This is a genomic window from Nocardia sp. NPDC019395 (assembly GCF_040632335.1).
Lineage (GTDB): Bacteria > Actinomycetota > Actinomycetes > Mycobacteriales > Mycobacteriaceae > Nocardia.
In genome coordinates, this window is the sequence record NZ_JBEYBT010000012.1 from 132,148 (window position 1) to 153,430 (window position 21,283).

Consider the following 21,283-nt stretch of genomic DNA (forward strand, 5'->3'; position numbering starts at 1 on the left):
TCAGGTCAGCCGCGCGGCGAGACGCTTCGCGTTCATATGGGCGATCGCCTCGATAGAGAGCATGGGGTTTACTCCGGAAGCGGTCGGGAAACAGGACGCGTCGGCGACGACGATGTTCGGCACGTCCCAGGTGGCACCATCCGGGTCGGTGGCCGACGACTCGGCCGAACCGCCCATCCTCGCGGACCCCATGATGTGCAACGCGCCCAGGGCGCAGCGCCCGGGCCCGTAACCCGCGGCACGACAGGCAGCGGAGAACTCGCTGTGCGAGCCCCGGACACCCGGTTCGTAGGAGATACCGGCCTGGTGCCCGGAGAAGATGCGCCGAGCACCGGCGGCCTCGAGAATACGTGCCGCCCCGTCGATTCCGGTGTGCAGGTGCGCGGCATCCCGATCGGACAACCGGTAGTCCACGGTCGGCTCGCCCGCTCGGTCGACCCGCACAGTCCCGGAGTCGCGGTCACGGGTGATCACGCCGATAGCGTTCGTGCGGGCGAAGTCCAGCATCACCCGGCGATGATCGCCGGAGCCCTGCCAGCTCATGAATCCGGTGGAGGCTCCCGGCTGCAGCGGACCGGTCTCGTAGATCACCCCGTAGCCCGCGCCGTCGAGATCCACGTGCCGACGGCAGATACGCGTCTGCAGGCCACCTTCCCAGGGCCGGACCTCTTCGTCGAACAGCCCGAAAACCGCCGACGCCGGATGCAGCCGCAGATACCGGCCGATGTTGTTGTTCCGCAGGCCGGACCGCCGCAGCAATGCGGGTGTCTGGATCGCGCCCGCCGCCACCACCACCGCACGTGCCCGGACCTCGAACTCGACTCCGTCCGAGGTGCGCGCGGCTACCGCTTCGGCCTTGCCGTCGCGCACCTCGATCCGCCGCACATCGGCGTCCACGATCAACCGGGCTCCGCGCGCCGCGGCGTCGGCCAGCCAGGTCTTGGTGACCGACTGTTTGGCACCGACCCGGCAACCGGTGCCACACCGGCCGCACTCCACCCCGGCATCGCAGGCGTCGGTCACATTTCGCGGCAGGGCATCCACCGGCCAGCCGAGTTCGCTCGCGCCGCGCTCCAGAATGCTGTCCCGCGCCGTCGGAATCGATCGGCGTTCGTTCACCCCGAGCCGGCGCAGCACCGCGTCCAGGGAATCGCCGAATTCGGCCGTACCGAACTGAGTTGCCCCGGCTGCGGCCCATTCCTCCCGCACCGCGTCCGGGGTGGGCAGCGAGGTACTCCAGTTGACGACCGTTCCGCCGCCGAGGCAGCTTCCCGCCACCAGGGAGATCTGCCCCTCGGCCGAGGCCGCGGGGCCGGGCGAATACAGCGACTTCAGCGCGGCGAGTTCACCGGCGCCGAAATCCCGATCGTCGTAGTAACCACCACGTTCGAGGACCACCACGTCCAGCCCCGCCTCGGCGAGCACACCGGCGGCAGTCCCGCCACCGGCGCCCGAGCCGACGATCACGACATCACAGGTGAGCGTTTCGGGTCCGGTGATGCGCCGCGGGACCAGCGTGGGCCGCGGCGCTTCCGGCAGCGGACCGGGCGGCCCGGGGTAGCCGATCTCCTTCCACAGAGGATTGAATCCCGTCGGTCCCGGGGTGACGTTGTACGCCAGCAATGAGGCCTGTTTCAGTGCCTGAAACACCGCGCGAACGGCGCCGAGCCGCGATCCGCCGAGCCGCAGCAGGGCGCGCTCCCGGTCTTCCGGGGCGAGTTTCGAGTACCGTCGCGGTCCCCAGCCGGTCAGCAGCCCGGTCATCGGCGCATCCCACAGGTCCAGCAGCATGGCGAGCTGCTTGGTTTCGGCTTCCCGCGGGTTGCGTGCCAGAAGTTCGAATACCGTATCGACAGCACCGAGTTCGGACGCCGACGGCAGCGTCGCGCCGTCTCCCGGCAGGAACGTATCGCAGATCATTTCCAGCGCGGCGCGCTGCTTACCGGTCGGTCTCATGCTGCTCCACCCTTCACAACTGCCGATGTTGTACCACAGCGTGAGTCACCACTCACTTATATACCGGAAAGCAGTGGCTGAGCCGAGATAAAGTCATGAACGGATATTCACTTGATTCGGCCGCCCCGGCATTGCCCAAGCCCGGCCCCTGACGGACGCCGCCCCTCAGAACAGGGTCAAGGGTTCCGTTTCCGCGGGGTCGGGCAGCGGTTCGAGTTCCGGAACCAGGGCACGGACCTCTCCGTGGAAGCGGCGGGCCAGGTCGCGGGAAGACGCGTTGTCCGGGGTGTGCAGGAAAACCGTCGGCGAGAACCCCGCCCGCAGCCACTCCACGGTCTGCGTGACCCAGGGCCGCCAGCCCGCGACCGTCGGTTCGAGCTCGTCCCGACCGTGATATCGCACGATCGGGGTATCGGTGAGTGCCCGCGTCCGGCGCGGTAGCCGCGGCTTCTTGGACTGCGCCTCGTACTCCGCCGGACTGGCCGGCCGGGCGGCGAACAGGACGGTGGTGTCGAAGGGGACCCATTCCGCCCCGGCGCGTTCCAGTACCCGTTCCAGCTGTTCGCACGCCCAGCGGTCGGTGAAGAAGGCCGGATGCCGCACCTCCACCGCGACCCGCAGACCGGCGGGAACCATCCGCATGAACCCGGCCAGGGTCGCGAGATCGCTGGGCCCGAACGACCCCGGCAACTGGATCCACAGCGCGTGCAAGCGCGGCCCGAGCGGTTCCATCGTGTCGAGGAACCCGTTCAATTCCGCTTCCGCACCCGAGAGCCGGCGTTCGTGGGTGATCGTCTTGGGCAGTTTGATCACGAACCGGAAACCCGGATCGGTCTGTCCCGCCCAGGTTTCCACCGTGCGGCGGGCCGGTACCGCGTAGAAAGTGGTGTTGCCCTCCACCGCGTCGCACCAGCTCGCGTAGCTGCGCAGTTTGTCGCCCGTCGCCGGCCAAGCGGTATGGGTCCACATAGCGCACCCCACGGACAACCGCATATCCGGACTCCCGTCAGCGCTTCAGGCCGTGCATAGACGCCACGACCTTCTCGATCACCGCCGCCGGCAATACGCGGCGCAGCAGGAAAACGATGGGCGCCCGGCTCCCCTTCGCGTACAACGGTTTCGGCTTGTCCGCCTCGATCGCCCGCAGGATCGTTTCCGCCACCCGGCTAGCGCTGATCCCCGACCTCTCGTTACTGTCCAGATGCGCGATCATCGTCTCGAAATCCGTCGCGTACACCGAATTCTCACCGATGTACTTGGTGCGGCGCTCACCGATCCCGGTCGCGATCGATCCGGGTTCGACGGTGCTGATCCACACCCCGAACGGTGCGGTCTCCAGACGCGCCGCATCCGCGAACCCCTTGATCGCGGCCTTCGTCGCCACATACGAGGACCGGTAGGCCAACGGGAAACTCGCCAGCATCGACCCGACCATGATGATCCGCCCGTACCCCCGCTCCCGCATTCCCGGCAGTACCAGCTGCGTCAGCTGCACGGCCCCGAAAACGTTCAGCTGGAAGATGCGGGTCAGCGCGTCGTGCGGCAGTTCCTCGATCGGCCCCGACTGGCTCTCCCCGGCATTGTTCACCAGCACGTCCACCGGCCCGAGCTGTTCCCCGAATCGCTCGACTCCCGCAGGGTCGGTGAGGTCCAGCGCGCGGTACTCCACCCCCGCGACCCGCACCGACTCCGCCAGCGCGTCCGGGGCCCGGCTGGTCCCGATGACCCGGTACCCCCGCTCGACCAGCAGGGCGGCAGTCGCCCGGCCGATCCCCGACGATGCCCCGGTCACCAGCGCGGTCTTCGTCATCCGATCCCTATCCTCGACAACCCGGGCGCTCGGCGGCACCCACCGGAAACCGCCAATCTAACCGATCACCGGCCACGGCCGTCGGATCGGTGACCTTCCGAATCCGGACCGGGCCGATATGCGGGAGGATTGCCGTATGCAGAGTGAGATCTTCGCCAGCGAGAACATGGCTGCGCCCGCCACCGCGCCGGGATTGACAGCGCAGAGTGCGAAATCGCTGAAGTACGCCGTGAACGGCGAATGTCTGGCACGTCAGGGTTCGATGGTCGCGTTCCGGGGGAACCTGCAGTTCGAGAAGAAGGGGCAGGGCGTCGGGAAGTTCCTGCAGCGCGCGCTCACCGGCGAGGGTGTGCCGCTGATGTCGGTACGAGGTCAAGGCGAGGCGTGGTTCGCGCATTTCGACCGCAACTGTTTCATCGTCGACCTGGTACCCGGCGATGCGCTCACCATCAACGGACGCAACATTCTGGTTTTCGACTCGAGCCTGCAGTACGACATCCGGATGGTGCAGGGAGTCGGGATGGCCGGTGGCGGGCTGTTCAACTGTGTTTTCTCCGGTCAGGGACGGCTCGGGCTGGTGTGCGCGGGGACGCCGATCATCATTCCGGTGCATCCGCAGGCGCCGGTTTTCGTCGATACCGATGCGGTGGTCGGCTGGAGCGCACAGCTGCAGACCTCGCTGAACCGCTCGCAGACGTTCGGGTCCATGGTCCGCGGCGGTTCGGGCGAGGTGTTCCAGCTCCGCCTCGACGGTGAGGGGTTCGTCATCGTGCAGCCCAGCGAGGCCTGAGCGGCACGCCGCCGGTCAGCGCGGCGGAAGCACCCGGCCGAGGAAGGCGAGCGCGCGGTCGAGCCCGCCCCGGTCGCGGAGGTCGTCGTGGCCGGCGTCGAGGAACTGGACCTCGGGCAGGGTGCCGTGCTCGACGAGCTGTCCGATGAGCGTGAGGGTGAGGGGCAGCGGAACGGTGGTGTCGGTGAAGCCGTGCACCAGCAGGACCGGGTCCTGATAGCCGCTCACCGGTGTTCCCATGTACTCCCGCAGCACCGGCGCGAACTGCGGATCGTCGAGCGGGCGCGAGAACAGTTCACCGATGTCGGCGGTGGCGAGCATCGCACCGGTGCGAGCACTGCATCCGGTGGCCAGGTCCGCGATGAATCTCTGCCCCGCCGGCGTCAGGTAGTCGCGAATATCCACGCCCGGATTCGTCCCGGTCATACCGGCCAGGACCATGGCGACGGCGTGACCCGGGTAGCCGGGCATCTCGGGCTGGTCCGGCCGCGCGCGCAGGAAGATGGTTTCCAGATTGGTGGCCGGGGCAAGTGCCGCGGTGCCGCGGAAATCGAGCTCGGGTGCGTAGTCCGGTGCGAGATGGCCGGTGCCGAGTGCGGCATGACCGCCCTGGGAGGAGCCGGCCACAGCCCAGCTCGCGGAGAGATCTGCGGAAGCGGCTCGCGCGGCACGGACCGCGTCGATCGTCGCGGTGGCCTCGGTGCTGGTCTGCAGATACGGATGCGGCCCCGGTGACCCGGGGCTCAGGCCGATGTAGTCCGGTGCGACGACGGCATAACCAGCATCGTTCAACCTGCTCAGGGTCGGAGCGGTGTCCTCTTTCAGCCATTCCGACCCCATGAGACCGCACTGCCCACCCAGCCCGGAGGTCCCGTGATCCCAGGCGACCACCGGCCGACCTCCCGGCGGGGGATCGCCGTCGGGTAGCCGCACCAGGGCCTGGGCAGGCACCAGTTCCCCGCCCGGCCCCGTGGTCACGTATTCGATCCGCTGGACGTCGTCGAGACCGCCCCAATCCCCGCCGACCGGTTGAGCCGCCAGCAGCAGCCCCGGATACCAGGCCGGTTGCGCCTGCGCGGCGACCGGCAGTCCCGCGCAGAGCGCCGTGACGACAGCCAATACGCCCACAACCGCCCGAGCTGAGTGAAACACTCCTCCACCCTGCCCGACTATCACCCGGAGTCACGGCGGCGCTCCAGCGCGTCGACGATCCGGTATCGCCTCGTAACTGCCGCGAATACCCGGCCGGACCTCGCGGTTCGCCGGGGCGCCGGGTATGGGACCGGGCGCGCCGGAGAAGTGCGGTGACAATACCCACAGTGGAACTTCACAGGAGCGAGCGGGCCGCGGTGGCGGCACCGGCGCCTGGCGGTGCACGATCCCGCCGGTAGTATCAGGAGCTACACGGCCGGTATCGGCCGCCCCACCCATAAGGCGAGCGCAGCCACGGGAGAGTGGGAGATGAGCGCACGCGATGGTCTGAACCTGCCGCGGTTGCCCCGCGGCGTGCGGCCGCTGTTGATCGCCGCGGGCGTACTCGTCGTGTTGCTGGTCCTCGTGCCACGTCTGGTCGGCGTCTATATCGGCTGGTTGTGGTTCGGTGAAGTCGGCTTCCGAGATGTCTGGCGCACGGTGTTGTTCACCCGCATCTCGCTGTTCGTCGCATTCTTCGTACTCGCCGGCGGTGTCCTCGCGGCGGCGATGCGGCTCGCCTTCCGTAGTCGTCCGCCCGTCGTCGCGCCCGGACAGGTGGACTACCTGCTGCCTTATCGCGCGGTGGTGTTGCGCCGGCCGTTCTGGTTCGGGTTCGGTATCGCCGCCACGATCGGACTCGTCTGCGGACTCATCGGACAGTCGCGGTGGCAGACACTGCAGCTGTTCGTGCACGGCGGGTCGTTCGATGTCCGGGACCCGGAGTTCGGATACGACATCGGTTTCTTCGTCTTCGATCTGCCGTTCTACCGGCTGCTGGTGAGCTGGCTGCTCACCGTGGTCTTCCTCGGCTTCCTGGCCTGTCTGGCGACCCACTACCTGTTCGGTGGTCTGCGACTGTCCGGCGGACGTCCCGGCCTGAGCCATTCGGCCCGAGTCCAGCTCGCGGTATTCGCCGGGCTCTTCATTCTGATCAAGGCCGTGGCCTACTGGCTCGACAGATATTCACTGCTCGCCGGTCAGAGCCGCGAACCCACCTTCTCCGGGGCGGGGTACACCGATATCAACGCGGTACTACCGGCCCGGCTCATCCTGTTCGCGATCGCCTTGATCTGTGCCGCGGCCATCTTCGCCGCTGTCGTCGTCCGGGACCTGCGCATCCCCGCCCTGGCCGCCGCGATGCTGTTGCTGTCCTCGATCCTGGTGGGCGGGGCCTGGCCGCTGGCCGTCGAACAGCTCTCGGTACGGCCCAATGCCGCCGATAAGGAGGGCGCCTATATCGAGCGGAATATCGCCGCGACCCGGCAGGCGTACGGGATCGGTGGGGACCGGGTCGAGTACCAGCCCTATTCGGGAGTGGGCACCAGGCCGCCGCCGGACGTCGCGGCGGACGCGACGACCCTCGCGAACGTCCGCCTGCTCGATCCGAACGTCCTCTCCCGAACGTTCACCCAGCAGCAACAGCTGAAGAATTTCTACAGTTTCCCGGATCACCTGGACCTGGACCGCTACCCCATAGACGGAGAACTACGTGACTATGTGGTCGCGGCCCGGGAGCTGACCCCCAGCGCGCTGAGCGCCAACCAGCGGCATTGGGTCAATCGGCATACCGTGTACACGCACGGGAACGGGTTCGTCGCCGCACCGGCCAACCGGGTCAACGCCGCGGTACGCGACGCGGCCGGGGATACCGCGAGCAGCAACAGCGGATATCCGATCTACTCGGTCAGCGATATCGCGACCGGGTCGACCGGACACCAGGTGATCCCCGTCGACCAGCCCCGGATCTACTTCGGCGAAGTGATCGCCCGGGCGGATCCGGACTATGCCATCGTCGGCGGCGGTGCCGAACCGCGCGAATACGACACCGACAGCACCAAATACGCTTACGACGGTGCCGGCGGTGTCCCGATCGGGAACTGGATCGACCGCACGGCATTCGCGGTGAACTACGCCGAGCGCAACATCATCTTCTCCGGGGCGATCGGGTCCGATTCGAAGATCATCTTCAACCGGGACCCGCGGCACCGCGTCGAACTGGTCGCGCCCTGGCTGACGACCGATAACAACCCCTATCCGGCAGTGGTAGACGGCCGGATCGTCTGGATCGTCGACGCGTACACCACGATCGACGGTTACCCGTATGCCAAGACCAGTTCGCTGGAAGCCCTCGCCCATCGCGGCGACCCCGCCGCGGGCCCGTTCAGCGAGATCTCCTACGCCCGGAACTCCGTCAAGGCCACCGTCGACGCCTACGACGGCACGGTGAAGCTCTACCAGGTCGATCAGCACGACCCCGTGCTGGACGCGTGGATGAGCGTTTTCCCGGGGACGGTCGAACCCGAGGACGCGATCAGTGACGATCTGCGCGCGCACTTCCGGTATCCGGAGGATCTGTTCACCATCCAGCGCGAGATGCTCGCCAAATACCATGTGGACGAACCGCGGGAGTTCTTCACCACCAATGCTTTCTGGTCGGTACCCAGCGATCCGACCGTCGACACCAACCCGCAACAGCCGCCGTTCTATGTCCTGATGGGCGATCCGGATACCGCGCAGCCGTCGTTCCGGCTGGCCAGCGCGATGGTCGGGTTCAACCGGGAATTCCTGTCCGCGTATATCTCGGTCGACTCCGATCCCGCGAACTACGGCCGGTTCACCATCCTGCAGCTACCCACCGACACCCTCACGCAGGGGCCGCAGCAGATCCAGAACTCGATGATCTCCGACACCAGAGTGGCGTCCGAGCGCACCCTGCTGGAGCGTTCGAACCGTATCCAGTACGGCAATCTGCTCACCCTGCCGATCGCCGACGGCGGCGTGCTCTACGTCGAACCGCTTTTCACCGAACGGATCTCGACGGCCGCCGACGGGTCGACCTTCCCGCAACTGGCGCGGGTGCTCGTCAGCTACCGCGATCCGGCGACCGCCGGCGTCCGGGTCGGATACGCCCCGACCCTCGCCGAGGCGCTCGACCAGGTGTTCGGCGCCGATACCGGAAATCTGGCCACCGCACCGGGCGGCAGTCCGGGCGCGCCGCCGCCACCGGGCCGGCCGCCGCCGGGCCCCTCATCCGAACAGGGGCCGCCACCCGACCAGGCTCCGCCGCCGCTGGACGAGGCGACCATCGCCGAACTCAACGCCCAGATCGCCGCTATTCGCGCGGCGCTCGACCGGATCCAAGAGCAGCTGAACGGGCCCGGCGGGTGATCGCACGTCCGTCATACCTGTCGTGTTCGCGCAGAGCGGCGATATCGCCCAGGAACCGGCTTCTCATCCACGGGGCGCGGGTGGCCGTCCGCAGACTGGCCACACCGTCGGCACGCCTCTTCCAGGGATCGGGCAGCCGTGCGGCCGGTGAGGCGCCACACCTCATCGGCCATGGACCGTAACCGCAGGTCAGCGCCACGTCATCCATTGCCGGGGCCGGCGGCTTCGAGGTCGGCGATACTGCCGGACATGATCGTCCGGATGTGTACGGTGATGTGTTCCAGCGGCCAGTCCCACCAGGCGACCGCCAGCAGCCGGGCGATATCCCGGTCGTCGTAGCGGGTGCGGATGTGACGGGCCGGATTACCGCCGACGATGCCGTAGTCGGGTACATCGCCGGTGACCACCGACCCGGTACTGATGATCGCGCCGTGGCCGATCCGCACGCCGGGCATCACCGTGACGCCGTTGCCGAACCAGACGTCGTTGCCGACAACGGTGTCGCCGCGGTTCGGTAGATCGGTGATCAGGTCGAAATGCTCCGACCACGAGCCGCCCATGGTGGGGAACGGGAAGGTCGACGGGCCGTCCATCCGGTGGTTGGCGCCGTTCATGATGAACCGGGTTCCCGTACCCAGCGCGCAGAATTTCCCGATGCGCAGTTTCTCCGGCCCGTAGTGGTACAGCACATTGCGGGTTTCGAACGCGGTCGCATCGTCCGGGTCGTCGTAGTAGGAGAACTCGCCGACCTCGATCAGCGGCGAGGTGACCAGCGGTTTCAGCAGCACCACTCGGGGCTGGGCCGGCATCGGATGCAGCACGGCCGGATCCGCGGGAACAGGTGCCGGCTTATCTGGCATGGAGAACTCCTTCGACGAATGGGTTCGGAAAGGTCAGGCGATCTCGGCCGGTGCCGACCCGATGCCGAGGTGGGCGCCTTGCCAGCGGGTGCGCAGCCGGCGGTCGTGGCTGACGATCACGAGCGCGCCCCGGTAGTGGGCGAGTGCGGTTTCCAGCTCCTCGACCAGGCCGGGCGAGAGATGGTTGGTCGGTTCGTCGAGTAACAGCACCTCCGTCGGATTACTGATCAGGCGTGCCAGCGCCAGCCGCTGCCGCTGCCCGGTGGACATATTCCGGACCTGCGCTGTGAGCTGGGCACGGGTGAACAGCCCGAGAGACATCAGGGTTTCGGCATGCCGGTCCGCGTCACCCCGGCGACCGCGAGCGAAAGCATCGAGCAGGGTCTGCCCGGGGTCCGCGGGCCGAGGTTCCTGCGCGAGGTATCCGACCCGGCCGCGGCGGGCGACCGAACCGCTGTCCGGAGCGAGTTCACCGGCCAGCACCCGCAGCAAGGTGGTTTTACCCGCACCGTTCGGGCCGGTGACCAGCAACCGCTCACCGGCGCCAACAGTGAGGCTCATCCGGGCGAGCCTGCCCTCGACAGCGATATCGGTGGCATCCAGTACGACCCCGTGCGCCCGGCCGGACTGCGGAGTGGCGGTGAAACGCAGCGGGTCCGGCGGCGGCGGTACCGGGTCGGCCAGTAGGCGGCGCAACCGTTCCTCGGCATTGCGGACTCGTCCGGCCAGCGACTGCTGCACCCGCCCGCCTGCCCGGTCGTAGGCCATCTTGTTGTTGTCCTTCATCGCCCGCCCCGGGGCAACCCGCCGCGCCGTGGTCGCGACGGTCTCGCGCAGCCGGTCGGCCTCGGCCTCCCACTGCGTATGCGCCTGGACCCACCGCTGCCGGGCCGCCGCCTTCTCCGCGAGGAAACCTTTGTAGCCGTTGCCGTAACGGACGAGGCGTTTGCGGTCCGCGTCGACCTCGAGCAGGCCGGTCGCCACGCGTTCGAGGAACATCCGGTCGTGCGAGACCGCCACCGTCGTGCCACGTCTGGTCCGCAGATGCTCTTCCAGCCAGGTCAGGGCGTTGTCGTCGAGGTGGTTCGTCGGCTCGTCCAGCAGCAGCACCTCGGGACCGGCCGCCAGCACGGCCGCCAGGCGCAGGCGGACCTGTTCGCCGCCGGACAGCCCGCCGACAGTGCGGTCACGGGGCACCACCCCGAGCCCGAGCCCGTGCAGCGCCCGCTCCACCCGGGCGTCGGCATCGTACCCGCCGCGCAGCTCGAAAACCGTTGCCAAATCGCCGTATTCGTTCAATCCGGAGTTGTCGCCCGCCGTCATCGCGGTCTCCAGGCGACGCATCTGGGCTTCGATCCGGCGCAGATCGCTCAGTGAGCGGTCGATGATCTGCTGGACAGTCAGCTGCGGGGGCAGCTGTTCGTCCTGAGCGAGATAGCCGATACCGCCCTCGGCGTCGACGATTATCTCGCCCTGATCAGGCCGGTCACGCCCGGCGAAGAGCCGGAGCAGGGTGGATTTGCCGGACCCGTTCTCCCCGATGATCCCGGTGCGTTCACCCGCGCCGAGCGAGCACGTCACCGCGTCGAGAACGGGCCGGCCGTGGAAGGACTTGCTGACCGCGAGCGCGGTGATCTGCGTTGGCATGAAGGAACTCCGAAGCATTCGGGGACGGCGCGGCCATGGGCGACCGCAGGGCCGGGGGAACGCTTCGGAAGAACATCGGCAACCTCACTAGTGCGACAACTGTTGCGTTAGGATCATGCCACAGCCCGCCCACCCGAGCAACCGGATACCCGACGATGAACCCACCTCCCGATTCCCCCCGGCCCCGACCGGGCGGCCGGACCGCCCGCATCCGAGACCAGGTCCTCGAGGCCGTCCGCGCGGAACTGACCGAGCACGGCTACGACGCACTCACCGTGGACACCGTCGCCGCCCGCGCCGGCGTGCACCGCACCACGGTGTATCGCCGCTGGCGCGATGCCGGCGGCCTGATCACCGACGTTGTCGACGCGGCGAGCGATATCGACTGGCACCCCCGCGACACCGGCTCCCTGCCGGGCGACCTGACGGCACTCAATCAAGAGATCCAGGATTCCCTGCTCGAGAAGCCGTCGATCGCGGCGGCGCTGATTGCGGTCTCGTTCCGCTCCGAGGAAGCGGCCCGCGCCCTGCGGCGGCTGTGGGAGGGCCGGTACGTGCAGTCCGAGATCGTGGTCGAACGAGCGGTCCGGCGCGGCGAGCTCACGCCCCCCATCGACGCGCGCGCCCTGCTCATCGCGGCCACCGCACCGCTCTACCACCAGCTGGTCCTGCTACGCACTCCCCCGGACCCGCAACTCCCCGGCCGGGCGGCCGCCGGCGCCGCGCTCGCCGCACAGTCCGGCGCGTTCACCGACTCGGCCCCGGACCTCTGAGCACAACCAGCCGGAGAGCACCGATCCGACCACAGCCGACCGACCACACCGAATACTGCCACGCAGAGCCGAGTGACAACCTCTTACAGCAGTGGTGCGGCCAAGGCGTCGACGAGATCCCGTGCGGTGGAGCGCGATGCGGCACTCACCTCGGCCCCGTGCGCGTAGTAGCTCAGGAACGCTTCATGGAAGCATGCCCCGACCAGCAGCGACGCGACCGCATCCGGATTCGCGCCGGCGGCGATCCGCCCGAGGTCTCGTTCCGCGCGCACATAGGCCGAGAATCCGGCGACCGCCTTGTCCGGCCCCGCACCGAGCTCTGCCATCGCCACCCGATGCGCTGCCATTCTCTGCGGATCCGCCAGTAACGCGCCCAGCATCGGAATCGTCTGCCGGTAGAAATCGAGGGCCGCGTGGGCCAGCTCGGTGAGGTTTTCCCGGACATCTCCGGCGCCCGGGCGCACATCGGCCCGTGACACCCCGGGCACGCGCTCCCGCAGTACAGCGAGCAGCAAGCTCTCCTTATCGCCGAAGTACTTGTACAGCGTGGGCTCCGAAACACCCGTGGCCTGCGCGATTTCCTTCGTGGTGGCGTAGACGACCCCGCGGGTCCGCAGGATGTCCGCGGCCGCGTCGAGGATCCTTTCCCGTGTACTCATGCCCGCCTCTTCTTCGCTGCCCTTGACAGGTTAGTGAATACTAGCCCATGCTGGGGCTAGTATTCACTAACCAGGTTTCATCTGGAGGTTCACCATGCACATCACCGTCTCCGGAGCGACCGGAAGGCAACAGAGGAACTGACGATGAGATCGCGAATCAACAAGAAGGCAATCGCAATAGCCGTGTCCCTGGTGCTGGCGGGAATCCTCGGCGCCGCGGGAACCGTCGGCTACCTGACCTTCGTGCGGTCACCCGCCGACTCGCCGGCACAAGCCTGCAAGGGTGACACTCCCGACGGCCCTGTCGTCGTAGCCGCCGGCGCCAGCATGACCCAGGGCACGCTCGGCGCGGACTGGGTCGGCGCCCTCCGGGCACAGGAAACCTTCGACGGGTATCGCTTCGTCAACGCGGGAATCAACGGCAACACCAGTGCCGACCTGCGGGATCGCGTCGGGACCGATATCGTCGCCTGCCACCCCGACGCGGTCCTGATACTCGTCGGCACCAACGATGTTCGCGCCGAAGTTCCCGTCGATACCTACCGCGATAATCTCGCCGCGATCGTCGGCCGCGTCACGTCCGAGACGGGGGCACGGGTCGCGCTGATGTCACTGCCACCGCTCGGCGAGAACCTCGACGCCGAGATCAATCACAAACTCACCGGCTACAACCAGGCCATCGCAGACATCGCCACTCGCACCGGCGCCGACTACCTACCCCTGCACGAACATATCGCCGACCTACTCCGGCAGCAGGGGACACCGCGGACGAATTTCGACTTCAGCTTCCCGCTCGCCTTCCGGGCTGCTACCGAGCACTACCTGTTCCGGCGCAGCTGGGACCAGATCGCGCACAGCCAGAACCGCGAATTCCTGGTCGACCATATCCATCTCGACGACCGCGGCGGCGCCATCGTCACCGACCTCGCCGCCCGATGGCTGAAGGCAGTAGCGATCTGATCGCGGCATATCTTCCGGCGCGCTCCCCGCGGTTCGACCGGCCACGCTGTCATCAGCGCCCGACCGCACCGTCGATCAGCTCGCGCAAGATATCCGCGTGGCCGGCATGGCGGCCGGTCTCTTCGATCATGTGGACCAGCGCCCAGCGGACACTCGGCGCGGGGCGCCCCGGCCGTGAGCGCGGCACCGGCGCGCCGAGATCCGCGCATCCGTCGAGAACATCGTTCGCGAGCCCAACCGCCTCTCGGTAGCGAGCCACCACATCGGCCACACTGTCCGCGGGGGATGCCCGGAACGTCGCCTGCCAGTCGGTGACGTTCTCTCCCAGGAATATCGAGCGCTCGACGAATGTCAGATGCTCGAGCAGCCCGAGCAGGTTCGTTCCCGATGCCACCGCGGCCGTCCGGACCTGCGGCTCCGGCGCACCGTCGACCTTCGCGGCGATCGAGCTCCGGAGGTAGTCGAGGAACCCGCGCAGGGTATCGATCTCACTGTTTCCCGTCCGGGGCGGCGGAGCGTCACCGTTGCGCTTGCGACGTGAGGTGGTGGGCACGCTGGTCTCCTTCGTGGGCCGGGACGCCGGCGGATCGCGACACACTCAGACTGCCGGACCCACTGCGATCCGGCACGAAATCTTGCCGTTACGGCAAATAGCCTGCGCCTCACCACAGGCGCAAGAACCTCCGAACGTCGTCGTACCCGTCGACGGCTCGACCGTCCACATCCGACGGGTCGGCCTCGGCGCGCGCCGCGAGCGATTTCACCAGCGCCAGGGCGTCACCGCCGAGACGCCCGAAACGCCGGGCGGTGTGCCCCAGGCACAAGCCGGCCAGGCCGAGTAACGGGCTGCCCGGCACTGCCCGTGTCCCGACCTCCACGCACCAGTGTTCGACGAACTCCATATCGTCGTCGTTCAACGCGCTTCCGACCAGAACCCTCGCGGCCTCCCCTTCTGCCGTGCGATCACGTAGAGCTCGCTCCAACGTCTCGACCACGACCTCATGAGCCGGCGCAGGAGGGTTTTCGAAGGTCCGATGCGTGTGCACCGCGCGAGACTACGCGTTCCGGGTCGGGACGACCGGGATGCTGCTCGCCGTTGGCGCTACGGTGACGGAATGACTTCAGTGCGTGGGGGATCGGTGAGCGAGCAACGAGAGTTGGCGGGGTGGGGACGGACAGCGCCGTCGGTGGCGCGGGTGGTGTCCACGGCCGATATCGACGTGGTGGCCAAGGCGGTGAAAGAGGCCGGCCCGCGTGGTGTGATCGCGCGGGGGCTGGGTCGCAGCTACGGGGATCCGGCGCAGAACGGCGGCGGTGTGGTCGTGGATATGACCGTGTTCGACCGGATCCACGACGTCGATCCGGATACCGGGGTGGTCGATGTCGATGCCGGGGTGAGCCTGGACGCGCTGATGCGTGCCGTTCTGCCACACGGGTTGTGGGTTCCGGTGCTGCCGGGCACCCGCCAGGTCACCGTGGGTGGGGCAATCGGCTCCGATATCCACGGCAAGAACCACCACTCCCACGGCAGCTTCGGCAATCACGTGCTGTCGATGGAACTGCTCACCGCGGACGGATCACTGCGCACCCTCACTCCCGAGGGACCGGATGCGGCGCTTTTCTGGGCCACGATCGGCGGGATGGGGTTGACCGGCATCGTGGTCCGGGCGCAAGTGCGGATGAAACGCACCGAAACGGCGTACTTCATCGTCGACAACGACCGAACCACCTCACTGGACGAGACGATGGAACTGCTCACCGGCGGATCCGACGACGGCTACGAGTACTCGATGTCGGTGCCCGACACCATCAGCACCGATTCCCGCCTGGGCCGGGCCGGCTTCAGCCGCGGCTCGCTGGCCCGCCTCGACCAGTTGCCGGCGAAACTGCGCCGGGATCCGCTGCGCTTCGACGCGCCGCAATTGTTCACCGTGCCGGATGTGTTCCCGAGTGGGATGGTCAACAACTTCACCGTCCGCGTAGCCGCCGAAGCCGCCTACCGGGTGTATCCGAAGCGGGCGCGCGGCCGGATCCAGAACCTGACGCAGTTCTATCACCCTCTGGACCTGCTCGGGGAGTGGAACCGCGCCTACGGCCGCCGCGGCTTCCTGCAGTACCAGTTCTCCATGCCGTTCGGCGCCGAACAGCAACTCGCCGCAGCGGTCCGCTCGATCGCCCACTCGGGCCACCGCTCGTTCCTCAACGTGTTCAAACGCATGGGCCCAGGCAATGCGGCGCCACTGTCGTGGCCGCACCCCGGCTTCATGCTCAGCCTCGACTTCCCCATCAACCCCGGACTCGCGGATTTCTGCGACGACCTCGACCAACGAGTCCTCGACGCCGGCGGGCGCCTGTACTTCGCGAAGGACTCACGCACCACCCCGCAGATGATCCGCGCCATGTACCCCCGGCTCGACGAATGGCGCCGCACCCGCGACGAGGCCGACCCGCAACGAGTGTTCGCCTCCGACCTTGCCCGGCGCCTTCACCTCATAGGCGACGAGCCGGCGTAGGAGCCTGGAGGGATCTCAGCGACACCTCGGTCCGAGTGTCCATCAATTGATGCGTTATTGGACAGATGGGCGCGTCATCATCGCTGGTCAGCGATGATGACGATCGGAGTTCCGTTCGGAAATATCCCGTTTCTGAACACCGACACCGGCCCGGGATTCCTCTAGTGGTCGAATCCGCGGCGCCCCTGGTCGAGGCGTGGAATATGGGTCGCCTTGGGGGCGCGAGTGAGCAGAATGCGGCCATGCCAACGAACTCCGTGCTGACAAGAGCCCACGCTCTATGGGAAGGGCTGGCCGGGGCACCGGTTTCGTTCTCCTCGACCGAGCCCGTGGATGTGGCGATCTCGCCGCGAGCGATGATCTGCCCGCAGGGCTGGGCCGGCTTTATCGTGCTGCAGGGGCGGGCGATCGTAACCGTGCCCAGTGCGTCCGCGGCAGCGGCTGTTCGCAGCGCCGTCGCAGAGTTGTCCGTCGAGGACTTTGCGGATCCCGGAATGCTTGGTCGTGTCCTTTGCCTGGAAGAAGTGCTGGGCCCGGCCACGCTGGCCTATCTCGACGAGCACGATTTTCTACAGGCGCCAACGGGTTCGGTATCGGTCGATCGGCTTTCTGCCGAGCATCCCGATGTACGCCAGCTCGAAGTGCTGGCGGGTGAGCACGATTCGGAGGAAAGCGGGCTCCGTGAGATCACCTCCCCGGCCTTCGTCGTCCGGATCCACGACAAGGTGGTCGCCGCTGCCGGATATCGCATGTGGCCGAGCCGGACCGCCCACATGAGTGTGCTGACCGCGCCCGGGAACCGGGGGCAGGGCTTGGCGCGACTGACGGGTTCTGTGGCGGTGGCACACGCGCTGGAGGCTGGGTTGCTTCCCCAGTGGCGTGCCCGTACTCCGCAGTCCCAACGGGTCGCACTCGCCTTGGGCTTTCGCGAACTCGGTGCCCAACTCAGCGCCAGACTGAGTTGACTGATTCGTCGAATCCGCGTTCTGGCACCCAGTGCAACCCCACGGTGCCGTCCAAGAACTGATGCATTCCTGGACACTGTTGGAGCGATGACGGAGGATCGAGGCGCATGAACACTTATGGCCGGTGCGCACCTCGCTTCTCGGCTGCGTTCGGTGGTTATCGGTTGAGGGCGGTCACTGCGGCCGCGGTGTCGAGGTCGCCGTAGGCTGCTGAATAGCGTTGGGCGAGGGTGATCGCGATATCGGGGCGTTGCCAGAGTTCGCCGGCGCTGGCGGTGCACAGCCACAGGGTCAGGCCGTGGGCGACCGAGGCGCGGTACCCGAGCCGGATCTGTTCGGGGGTGGGCATTTCGGCGGCTGGTAGTGCGAGCGCGTCGCGGTATCGGTCGAGCAGGTCGTTTTCGTGGCGGCGGCGGTCCTCGGTCGTGAGCGCGCCCTGTAGGAAGTAGCCGAGATCCAGTGACCAGTTGCCGCGGCGCGCGACCTGCCAGTCCAGGAATCCGACCTGCCCGTCGGCGAGTAGGTAGGTGTTGCCTATGTGCGGGTCACCGTGCAGGAGGGTCTGTGGGCCGGCGGTCAGGGTGCGGATATAGGGCTTCCAGATACCTTCGATGAGGTGGTCGATGGTCAGTGAAGCGACCTCGGCCGGTGCATCGTCACCCAGGCGGTCGAGCGCTTCCTGGAGTGGGGCGATTTCCATACCGTCCCAAGGCAGGAACGGTTCGAGCCAGGACAGGCCGGGCTCGTCGCCCATGCGGCGCCCCCAGTACCGGCCGTGCATCCGGCCCAATCCCTCGACACCCGATGCGGCCTGTTCCGGGGTGAGCGGACGTGTCGCGTCGCGGGGGTCGGCGCCGCGAGCCAAGAGGTCTTCCATCACCAGCAGGAAGTCGTAGGCGTCCTCATCGATCAGTGCCGCGTGGACCGCCGGATGCTCCAAAGGCAGCGAGGCGCCGGAATTGAACAGGCGCGGCTCGTGAAACATCCCGCTGGTCATGCGGATGAGTTCCTTGTGCGCGGGATCGGCCGCTTTGACGAACACGGTGGCCGGGCCGTCTCCGGCGGCGTAGGCCAGCTCAAGCCGCGCCCGCCGGTTGGTGCCGTCATCACGTAACTGCACCTTCACCGATTCGACCTGCACGCCGGGGTGATCCCGGGTCAGCGCGGCGGTCATCCACTCAGGGGTGATCTGGTCCCAGTCCTGGGGTATCGCAAGAAATTCTGCGCTCATCGAGCCTTCCTCCACCAGTCGTAAAATGCCATTCTCTCATAAAGAAAATGTCATTCTTGGCGGTTTGGCACCCAGCGGCAGCGCCGAGCCGAGGGCGCCGGCCATCACCGCCGCTGTCGGGGCAGGGCTGGTATCGCCGAATAGCCCGACGACCGGCGAGGCTGCGGCGCCGAGCAGAAATTGCCCGCCTCCGAGTAGTGCGGACGTCGCCCCGGGGGCCTCGCGTCCGCGTGCCTGGGCAATGGTTACCACGGCGGGGAAAAAGACACCGAATGCGGTCAGCGACACCAGCAGACACAGCCAGGTCACGATCATCGAAGCGCCGACGGTGAACGCTACCGCCATCAGCAGCGCCTGTCCGGCCAACGCGATCTCGATAATCGCTGGCCAGGCCCGACCGCAGCGGTGAGCGCCGGCTGGTGGTCCACTGTAGGCGTGCGCACATTCACGGGCCTGTCGGCCTTTCCGCTGACTCCCACCACGGAGTCGCAGATCGACGAGCACAGCTTCGTCGGGCTGGTCACCCGCATCGCGGCGGCCGGCGCCGACTCAGTTGGTGCGCTGGGATCCACGGGTAGTTATGCCTACTTGACCGCCGAGGAACGCAATAGAGTCGCACGGCTCGCGGTCGAAGCCGCCGGTTCGACTCCGGTAATCGTCGGGATCGGTGCGCTACGGGCTCGCGATGTGTGCCGTCACGCCGAAGCCGCGCAAGCCGCCGGTGCCTCCGCGGTTCTCCTGGCGCCGATGTCCTATCAACCGTTGACCTCCGAGGAGGTATACGGGCTGTACGAGACCATAACCAAGGAACTGTCGGTACCCCTTTGCGTCTACGACAACCCCGGCACCACCCACTTTGCCTTCACCGACGATCTCCACGCACGGATCGCGCAGCTACCGAACATTGCATCTATCAAGATCCCCGGAGTCCCGGCCGCGCGAGCAGAGGCCGCCGAGCGCGTCGATGCGCTACGCGCGCGCATTCCGGCCACAGTCACCATCGGAATCAGCAACGATCCCACCGCCGCAACCGGCCTGAATGCTGGATGCGACCTCTGGTACAGCGTTCTCGCCGGAGTCCTGCCTGCGCCGTGCGTCGCACTTACGCGGGCCGCACAAGCCGGGGATGCGGCCACCGCTGCAGAACTCTCGGATCGTTTCGAGCCGCTGTGGTCCATTTTCCGTAGCCACGGCAGCCTGCGCACGGTCTCGGCGATCGCCGAAGACCTCGGGCTCGTATCGACCCCCAACCTGCCCGCTCCGGTGAGCGGTCTGCCGCCCGAAGTCCGCGAAGCCGTCTCGACAGCTCTTCGGTCCCTGCGCGATCTGATCTAGCCCGCAGAGGCCCACACCGGTAGAGGCGACCGCGTTCGGTGATTCCACGACCTGATCGGCCGGCCTGCCGTCCGCAATTACGCTGGACCTGCAGCACCGAGGTCATTGCAGCAACAGGCACAGTAAAACCTTCCGACTGTTCATAAAATGATGCATTGTTGGACACCAAAGCTTGGCATTATCGGTGTTCAGCGATGGTTCTTGGCGAGTGAATGGTCATAAACAACCCATAAATGCACAGGAGTTTTTCGGGCGATGGCGGCTGCCCAGGTGCCGCGCGGAGGGCTGAGGGTTCGGTGGCGGCAGTTAGGTGAAGGCCGTGCGGAGTGCGGTGAGGGCGTCGGCGCCCTGCCGTAAGGTCGCACCGTTATGCACGAACTCGCAGACCTCATACAGATGTGTCCGCCGCCCCCGGCTTCGGTCTCGGTGGACTGGGAGCCGGTCGAAAGCGACCTCGGCGTCTCGTTGCCCGCCGACTACAAACAGCTCGCCACGGTGTACGGCCCCGGCAATTTCTGCGAGTACTTGTCGGTCTATCACCCGCACGGCCCAACCGAGTGGGTCGATCTCCTCGGTCCGATGCCGGCCAATTTGTGCCGACAACTGCGAAAGGATCGCGAGGGTGGCGTATTTCCGGTGGCGCACGACCCGGATGACCTGTTGGCCTGTGGAGTGACCGACAACGGCGAGCATGTCTTCTGGGTCACCGAACCCGCGGAGGATCCCGACTCCTGGCGAATAGCCGTCAAGGAAGCTCGCGGCCCGGACTGGTACAGCTTCGACGGCGGTTTGGTCGCGTTCCTCGCCGCGGTCTTCAGCGGCCGGATCGCCGTGCCCCTGTTCCCCGACGATCTTCTCGATGGCGGCGTCGGCTTCTCTGCTCATTCCGAGCGGAAGCCGATGGGGTCAGTCCCACCGATCCCGGACCGAACGCAGCACGGGCCGCCGCATCCGGTGTCGTTCGCGTGTGGGCTCGGGCCGCCGGCTACGACCTACCAGACCGCGGGCGTATCCCCGCCGCGGTGATCGAGGCGTGGAGCAGGCGACCATCCGCCCCAACTGACCATTCCTGGTAGCCGGCCACAGGGCCACCTTGCGCATCGTTCGTAAAAGGAACGTCCGTAAAAGGATGCATTGTTGAACAATTCCGCGAACTATAATCGCTGGTCAGCGATGTTCAGGTGTGAATCCGTCCAGGAATACGCCTTTAATGAACAGACAAACGCAGCCAGGCCCGGCCGGTGCGCCGACGCGGGCCCGGGAGTTGTTCACCGTGGCCGGCGTCTGATGCGGCGATCGGGTCTCGCGCAAAATCTGCTACACGGATGATCGGACCGTCTGCCCGACCGTTCGCCTGCCGGGGCCGTTCTTGGGGGCCGGTCAAGATAGCATCGGGGCCGGTACTAGGTCAGGACTGGAGAT

At 67.2% G+C, this 21,283-nt stretch carries 19 protein-coding genes; 8 read left to right on the plus strand and 11 right to left on the minus strand.

Going from position 1 to position 21,283, the window contains the following annotated elements:
• The 3 genes from ABZ827_RS23495 to ABZ827_RS23505 form a co-directional block, all read right to left on the minus strand.
• Positions 1-1,956 carry an FAD-dependent oxidoreductase gene (locus tag ABZ827_RS23495; RefSeq protein WP_357240324.1) on the minus strand — a complete coding sequence of 652 codons (1,956 nt, stop codon included), beginning with the start codon at positions 1,954-1,956 and terminating at the stop codon, positions 1-3.
• A 165-nt stretch (positions 1,957-2,121) separates the two neighbouring features.
• Positions 2,122-2,949 (minus strand): DUF72 domain-containing protein, encoded by an 828-nt coding sequence (locus ABZ827_RS23500; protein WP_357240326.1) that lies wholly within the window; start codon positions 2,947-2,949, stop codon positions 2,122-2,124.
• A gap of 13 nt (positions 2,950-2,962) precedes the next feature.
• Positions 2,963-3,766 (minus strand): SDR family oxidoreductase, encoded by an 804-nt coding sequence (locus tag ABZ827_RS23505; protein WP_357240329.1) that lies wholly within the window; start codon positions 3,764-3,766, stop codon positions 2,963-2,965.
• Positions 3,767-3,902: 136 nt separating this feature from the next.
• Between ABZ827_RS23505 and ABZ827_RS23510 the strand changes: the two genes are divergently transcribed.
• Complete coding sequence (locus ABZ827_RS23510) at positions 3,903-4,556, plus strand: AIM24 family protein (RefSeq protein ID WP_357240332.1); 654 nt, start codon at positions 3,903-3,905, stop codon at positions 4,554-4,556.
• Between the two features lie 15 nt (positions 4,557-4,571).
• Here the strand turns inward: ABZ827_RS23510 and ABZ827_RS23515 are convergent, their stop codons facing one another.
• Positions 4,572-5,708 (minus strand): lipase family protein, encoded by a 1,137-nt coding sequence (locus ABZ827_RS23515; protein ID WP_357240335.1) that lies wholly within the window; start codon positions 5,706-5,708, stop codon positions 4,572-4,574.
• Between the two features lie 309 nt (positions 5,709-6,017).
• Here ABZ827_RS23515 and ABZ827_RS23520 point away from each other — a divergent pair, with 309 nt between their 5' ends.
• Positions 6,018-8,918, plus strand: a complete 2,901-nt coding sequence (locus ABZ827_RS23520) for a UPF0182 family protein (protein ID WP_357240338.1) — start codon at positions 6,018-6,020, stop codon at positions 8,916-8,918.
• A 200-nt stretch (positions 8,919-9,118) separates the two neighbouring features.
• On the opposite strand, the gene ABZ827_RS23525 is transcribed toward ABZ827_RS23520, so the two are convergent.
• Positions 9,119-9,778, minus strand: coding sequence for a CatB-related O-acetyltransferase (locus ABZ827_RS23525; protein WP_357240341.1), 660 nt, complete (start codon positions 9,776-9,778; stop codon positions 9,119-9,121).
• Positions 9,779-9,811: 33 nt separating this feature from the next.
• Complete coding sequence (gene abc-f, locus ABZ827_RS23530) at positions 9,812-11,425, minus strand: ribosomal protection-like ABC-F family protein (RefSeq protein ID WP_357240344.1); 1,614 nt, start codon at positions 11,423-11,425, stop codon at positions 9,812-9,814.
• Between the two features lie 155 nt (positions 11,426-11,580).
• Here abc-f and ABZ827_RS23535 point away from each other — a divergent pair, with 155 nt between their 5' ends.
• Positions 11,581-12,198 carry a TetR/AcrR family transcriptional regulator gene (locus ABZ827_RS23535; RefSeq protein WP_357240347.1) on the plus strand — a complete coding sequence of 206 codons (618 nt, stop codon included), beginning with the start codon at positions 11,581-11,583 and terminating at the stop codon, positions 12,196-12,198.
• An 83-nt stretch (positions 12,199-12,281) separates the two neighbouring features.
• Here ABZ827_RS23535 and ABZ827_RS23540 read toward each other — a convergent pair whose 3' ends face one another.
• The gene (locus ABZ827_RS23540; protein WP_357240350.1) at positions 12,282-12,857 is read right to left on the minus strand and encodes a TetR/AcrR family transcriptional regulator; all 576 of its coding nucleotides are present in this window, start codon (positions 12,855-12,857) and stop codon (positions 12,282-12,284) included.
• A 144-nt stretch (positions 12,858-13,001) separates the two neighbouring features.
• Between ABZ827_RS23540 and ABZ827_RS23545 the strand changes: the two genes are divergently transcribed.
• Positions 13,002-13,817, plus strand: a complete 816-nt coding sequence (locus ABZ827_RS23545; RefSeq protein ID WP_357240353.1) for a GDSL-type esterase/lipase family protein — start codon at positions 13,002-13,004, stop codon at positions 13,815-13,817.
• A 52-nt stretch (positions 13,818-13,869) separates the two neighbouring features.
• Here ABZ827_RS23545 and ABZ827_RS23550 read toward each other — a convergent pair whose 3' ends face one another.
• Both ABZ827_RS23550 and ABZ827_RS23555 read right to left on the minus strand, forming a co-directional pair.
• A complete protein-coding gene (locus tag ABZ827_RS23550) occupies positions 13,870-14,370 on the minus strand; it encodes a DinB family protein (protein WP_357240356.1) in 501 nt (166 codons plus the stop codon).
• Between the two features lie 109 nt (positions 14,371-14,479).
• Positions 14,480-14,863: a hypothetical protein gene (locus ABZ827_RS23555; RefSeq protein WP_357240359.1), complete on the minus strand. Its 384-nt coding sequence runs from the start codon at positions 14,861-14,863 to the stop codon at positions 14,480-14,482.
• A 69-nt stretch (positions 14,864-14,932) separates the two neighbouring features.
• Here ABZ827_RS23555 and ABZ827_RS23560 point away from each other — a divergent pair, with 69 nt between their 5' ends.
• On the plus strand, positions 14,933-16,330 hold the full coding sequence (locus ABZ827_RS23560; protein ID WP_357240361.1) for an FAD-binding oxidoreductase: 1,398 nt from the start codon (positions 14,933-14,935) through the stop codon (positions 16,328-16,330).
• Positions 16,331-16,572: 242 nt separating this feature from the next.
• Entirely contained in the window at positions 16,573-17,295 is a 723-nt protein-coding gene (locus ABZ827_RS23565; RefSeq protein WP_357240364.1) for a GNAT family N-acetyltransferase, read from the plus strand.
• 157 nt (positions 17,296-17,452) lie between these two features.
• On the opposite strand, the gene ABZ827_RS23570 is transcribed toward ABZ827_RS23565, so the two are convergent.
• Together ABZ827_RS23570 and ABZ827_RS23575 are read right to left on the minus strand one after the other, a co-directional pair.
• Complete coding sequence (locus ABZ827_RS23570) at positions 17,453-18,526, minus strand: phosphotransferase (RefSeq protein WP_357240367.1); 1,074 nt, start codon at positions 18,524-18,526, stop codon at positions 17,453-17,455.
• Positions 18,527-18,562: 36 nt separating this feature from the next.
• Positions 18,563-18,892: a hypothetical protein gene (locus ABZ827_RS23575; RefSeq protein WP_357240369.1), complete on the minus strand. Its 330-nt coding sequence runs from the start codon at positions 18,890-18,892 to the stop codon at positions 18,563-18,565.
• 69 nt (positions 18,893-18,961) lie between these two features.
• On the opposite strand from ABZ827_RS23575, the gene ABZ827_RS23580 reads away from it, so the two are divergent.
• The gene (locus ABZ827_RS23580; RefSeq protein WP_357240372.1) at positions 18,962-19,861 is read left to right on the plus strand and encodes a dihydrodipicolinate synthase family protein; all 900 of its coding nucleotides are present in this window, start codon (positions 18,962-18,964) and stop codon (positions 19,859-19,861) included.
• A 369-nt stretch (positions 19,862-20,230) separates the two neighbouring features.
• On the plus strand, positions 20,231-20,887 hold the full coding sequence (locus ABZ827_RS23585) for a hypothetical protein (protein WP_357240375.1): 657 nt from the start codon (positions 20,231-20,233) through the stop codon (positions 20,885-20,887).
• Positions 20,888-21,283: the final 396 nt, after the last annotated feature.

Coding starts and splice junctions, on each gene's coding strand:
- ABZ827_RS23570 (WP_357240367.1), bottom strand. CDS start 18,526: ATGAGCGCAGAATTTCTTGCGATACCCCAGGACTGGGACCAGATCACC.
- ABZ827_RS23525 (WP_357240341.1), bottom strand. CDS start 9,778: ATGCCAGATAAGCCGGCACCTGTTCCCGCGGATCCGGCCGTGCTGCAT.
- ABZ827_RS23585 (WP_357240375.1), top strand. CDS start 20,231: ATGCACGAACTCGCAGACCTCATACAGATGTGTCCGCCGCCCCCGGCT.
- ABZ827_RS23545 (WP_357240353.1), top strand. CDS start 13,002: ATGAGATCGCGAATCAACAAGAAGGCAATCGCAATAGCCGTGTCCCTG.
- ABZ827_RS23560 (WP_357240361.1), top strand. CDS start 14,933: ATGACTTCAGTGCGTGGGGGATCGGTGAGCGAGCAACGAGAGTTGGCG.
- ABZ827_RS23505 (WP_357240329.1), bottom strand. CDS start 3,766: ATGACGAAGACCGCGCTGGTGACCGGGGCATCGTCGGGGATCGGCCGG.
- ABZ827_RS23500 (WP_357240326.1), bottom strand. CDS start 2,949: ATGCGGTTGTCCGTGGGGTGCGCTATGTGGACCCATACCGCTTGGCCG.
- ABZ827_RS23520 (WP_357240338.1), top strand. CDS start 6,018: ATGAGCGCACGCGATGGTCTGAACCTGCCGCGGTTGCCCCGCGGCGTG.
- abc-f (WP_357240344.1), bottom strand. CDS start 11,425: ATGCCAACGCAGATCACCGCGCTCGCGGTCAGCAAGTCCTTCCACGGC.
- ABZ827_RS23510 (WP_357240332.1), top strand. CDS start 3,903: ATGCAGAGTGAGATCTTCGCCAGCGAGAACATGGCTGCGCCCGCCACC.
- ABZ827_RS23535 (WP_357240347.1), top strand. CDS start 11,581: ATGAACCCACCTCCCGATTCCCCCCGGCCCCGACCGGGCGGCCGGACC.
- ABZ827_RS23565 (WP_357240364.1), top strand. CDS start 16,573: ATGCCAACGAACTCCGTGCTGACAAGAGCCCACGCTCTATGGGAAGGG.
- ABZ827_RS23540 (WP_357240350.1), bottom strand. CDS start 12,857: ATGAGTACACGGGAAAGGATCCTCGACGCGGCCGCGGACATCCTGCGG.
- ABZ827_RS23495 (WP_357240324.1), bottom strand. CDS start 1,956: ATGAGACCGACCGGTAAGCAGCGCGCCGCGCTGGAAATGATCTGCGAT.